Annotated in this window: 2 protein-coding genes; both read left to right on the top strand. The window is 54.6% G+C overall.

Annotated elements, in window-relative coordinates:
* The first annotated feature begins 521 nt into the window (after window positions 1–521).
* Window positions 522–1,040, top strand: a complete 519-nt coding sequence (locus tag D8M36_RS09940; protein WP_126848613.1) for a hypothetical protein — start codon at window positions 522–524, stop codon at window positions 1,038–1,040.
* A gap of 1 nt (window position 1,041) precedes the next feature.
* Window positions 1,042–3,120, top strand: a complete 2,079-nt coding sequence (locus D8M36_RS09935; protein ID WP_126848611.1) for a hypothetical protein — start codon at window positions 1,042–1,044, stop codon at window positions 3,118–3,120.
* Window positions 3,121–3,533 lie beyond the last annotated feature (413 nt).

Here is a 3,533-nt window from a genome sequence, read left to right as displayed (position 1 = left end):
CAAGACCACCATGGGCAAAAACGACGAAACCGCCACCAGCGCCCAACAACGCGCCGCCTCCGCCGTCTCCAACATCGGCTAACACCACCACACCACCAACGCCCTGCCGCCCCAGCGGCGGCAGGGCACCACACCGCAGCAAAGCCACACGCCACTGCACCAACTTCAAAAGCCGTAGTATGGCTCCCAGTGACCCAACACCGCTCGTTCGATGTCAGTACCCGTCCCGTCCAAGCAGTCAGGCATTGAGACGAGCCGTTGGATGAACGGGACCAATGCACCGTTCTACTCAATTATTAAGTGAAGTAGTCGGTTCTCGGGCATATGCCTCCTCTCCACTTCGCATCACCATGCCCGGCAGCACACGGCCGCCACCCTCCCCTAGATGCCGCAGGTGGAGGGTTCTGAGCACACAAACATCATGCATGCCAGAGGGCTGCGTGTCGATCGCAACGAGCTTGCCAGTTCCGCCGATCCGCGCAAACCGTACGGCGATCGTCACTTCTAAAAGGGGTAAAAACATGCAGTACAGCATGGAAACGCAACAAATAATGGCTGAGACCGCTACGGCACGAAGTGAGCTCAGCGCTCTTAACGGCGTCGTTGGCGACACAGAGCAGACTATGAGCGACGCATCATCTGCATTTCACTACAGCACGCTCAGCAACGCCGCAGCTCAAGCGTGCCTCGAGTACTTCATTAAACACGATGTTGAAATGTGTCGCGACCGGTCACAAAAGAATGTTTCTGCGACCGAAGAAGCTCTTAGCCAATACACCGAGGCTGATGTTGTGATGTATCAGCTCAGCCATGCGAATGTATCGGCGGTGCCCCAACTCGACATACCGGGATCAGGATCAGCCCCAGGCGCAGACGTGTGCGCTGTTCCCGCAGCCGACGCCGCCTCAACGTTTGACACCGACAGCATCGGACAAGCACGCCAGGCCTCCGAAACCTTTTGGGTTCCTGAAACCGAATCCACAAACGCTCCGAACCCGAACACCCCTGCAACCTTCGACATGAGCAAGCTTGGAGACTAACGTGCTTGATAAATCTTCACTCCCTGATCTTGACAACCCCGCAGCCGTCGAAGCGGTTGCCGAACAATTTGGCTCCATTGGCCAAAAAACCGAATCGATCATTAGCTCAGTAAGTTCCGGGTGGGTCAACGTCACCGAAGCCTACAGAGCACCAGAAGAAATTTCTGTGTCCATCGCTTTTCGAACTCCGACAGAGATTGCAGAGAACCTTCAGTCAGAAACCAACGACCTCAAAGGTCATATCGAAGACTACGCTGCAAAATTAACATCGTTCGAAGGGACTAAAGCCGGTCTTGAGACCGAGATCGATGCCGTCAACGCTGAACTCCAAGCAGCCTACGAGCTCGACGACACAAAAACGGTTCCCGATCCCGCAAACGAGGGCGAAACGATCGAGGTCCCTAACGAAGAGAAGCAAAGACTTGTGGCGGCCGCAGAGGCGCACGAAGCCGCTGTTCAGGCTGCCATGACAGCATTCGAAAGAGAAGTCGATACGGCCGATAGCACCCTGGCCGGACAACTCTTTAGGGCCACTTTCGGAATGAACACCATCGAACAAATTGTCGATGGACTCGCAAACTTAAGCTTCGTTAAAGGTGCATTTAACGGATTAATTGACTTGCCCAAGCTCGCCTTCAACGATGCCTCTATTAAAATCAAAGATATCTGGAATCACCGTCACCAAATCGTCGACATCCTGAAGCACCCGGACAAGATGAAGGATCCAGAAACCTGGAACTTCGCAACGAAATACCTGAATCTGGAATTCGTTAACGACACTCTAGGGTTCCTCGAGGATAATGTTGACGATACTTTTCGCGGCTTGGATCCGTCCATGGCACGCCACGGGAAAGCTTTCCTCATCACCGAATCAGCCAAAATCGCTCACGATCCAGCATACACGCTTGGTGAGCTGGCCCCCACTGTAGTGACTGGTGGTGCCAGCGTCGAGATCAAGACCGCCCTGGGCGCCTCAAGGATGCTCAAGAAAGCCAATCGAGCCGAGCTAGCAACTTTTAAAGTGAAAAAGCTGAAGCGGTTCGGAGAAAAGGGGACAAAGGATGGCCTCAAAGATGCCGGAAAGAAGTTCGGCAAAGATCTTTATAAAGACACCAAAGAAGCAGCTCAGGTAGATGCCTTCAACGCTTACGTAGAGGAAAGAGAAGCGGAGGACCACCGAGAATACGTCGTACGTTCGTCCCCGGCTTTTGGCCCCATGGGCGTATTTGTCAATCACCCAACACCTAAACCCGATTACGGTACGGCCTGCGAGCTCGAGCCCGGCCGGATTTGGGCAGGGGATCCACTCGGCACAGGCGAATATCATTTCGACCGAACCCCCGTCGCCCCGCAGCACTCTCTCCCCATACCGGGAGAAGCGCCAGCTAACGCGACGCCCTCGGGACCTTACGTATTCGATCCCACACCAGTACGCCAAGAGGATTCACCATCACCCTATTACGGTAGGCCGACGGTGTCGCTGTCTGGAACTGATGAGACAGTCCATAACGACGCATCGTGTAAAGGCGAGCCACTGCCTCTTCACTCAACTGCGCCCGATGAAGGCACGACACCGGCTCCAACCTCGACGCCACTACGCCCTTATCCCGACACGGCGACTGAAGCGCACCCTGTAGTGGCACAGGCTACCCCCACTCACAGTCCGATTTCAGTAGCGGAAACTCAGTCAGTCATACCAGCCCCTGCTGCCGCACACGTACCGGAGACTGTAGCCTCGGATTCCGCCGAAGCCATCGCACCCGATATTGTGGCCCCCGGCACCGCCAAAGCTGAAGCTCCAACCTCTATGCCCACTATTGACGAAGCCCTCAAGCGCAATTTCGATGGTTTTACGTACCAAGTGTTCGACAACCTATCCTCGGCATCAGGGATGGACGTAGATTCGGTGCGGGACATGCTTACGCACGGCAGTCGTAATCTGACGCCTGAAGCTGACCAGCTTCTCAATCGAGCACTCGAAACGAATCCAGAACTATCGAAACTCCTTCGCGAACACGGCTTCACTGGAGATTTTGACCTCCGGAACCTCGAAGAGACGCTCGGAAGCCTGACAAAGTAGACCACTCGCGCAGAACTATCGAACATCATTGATACGACCTCATCTTGTGTGGAAGCTTTTCTTCCGCATGAGATGAGGTCGTGCTACAGGTAGCAACCAACCACCGAGCACCACGGTCCGAGTGCTGTAACAACGACCACTAATACCAACACAGCCCTCTTACAAAAGACACAACCTGATTTCGTCGCGTGAATCGTTCTCCCAAGGAGCTTCACCGTCGCGCAAAGCAACCACGGCCCAGCCGTGGATCAAATAAAGTCACTGGCCAGCGAGCCGCTCGGTAGCGCTTAGGTGAACATCACGGAAACATCACGGAAACATCAAGAAGATTAAGGTGCGATAACGGAAAACCCATGTTTGCCTATAACGGTCAGATAACGGGACGTGGGTCCCGGACAGCACAAGGGGGAAGC

Source organism: Dermabacter sp. HSID17554 (assembly GCF_003989295.1).
GTDB lineage: Bacteria > Actinomycetota > Actinomycetes > Actinomycetales > Dermabacteraceae > Dermabacter > Dermabacter vaginalis.
This window is presented reverse-complemented; position numbering and strand designations above follow the sequence as displayed.

Coding starts and splice junctions, on each gene's coding strand:
- D8M36_RS09940 (WP_126848613.1), top strand. CDS start 522: ATGCAGTACAGCATGGAAACGCAACAAATAATGGCTGAGACCGCTACG.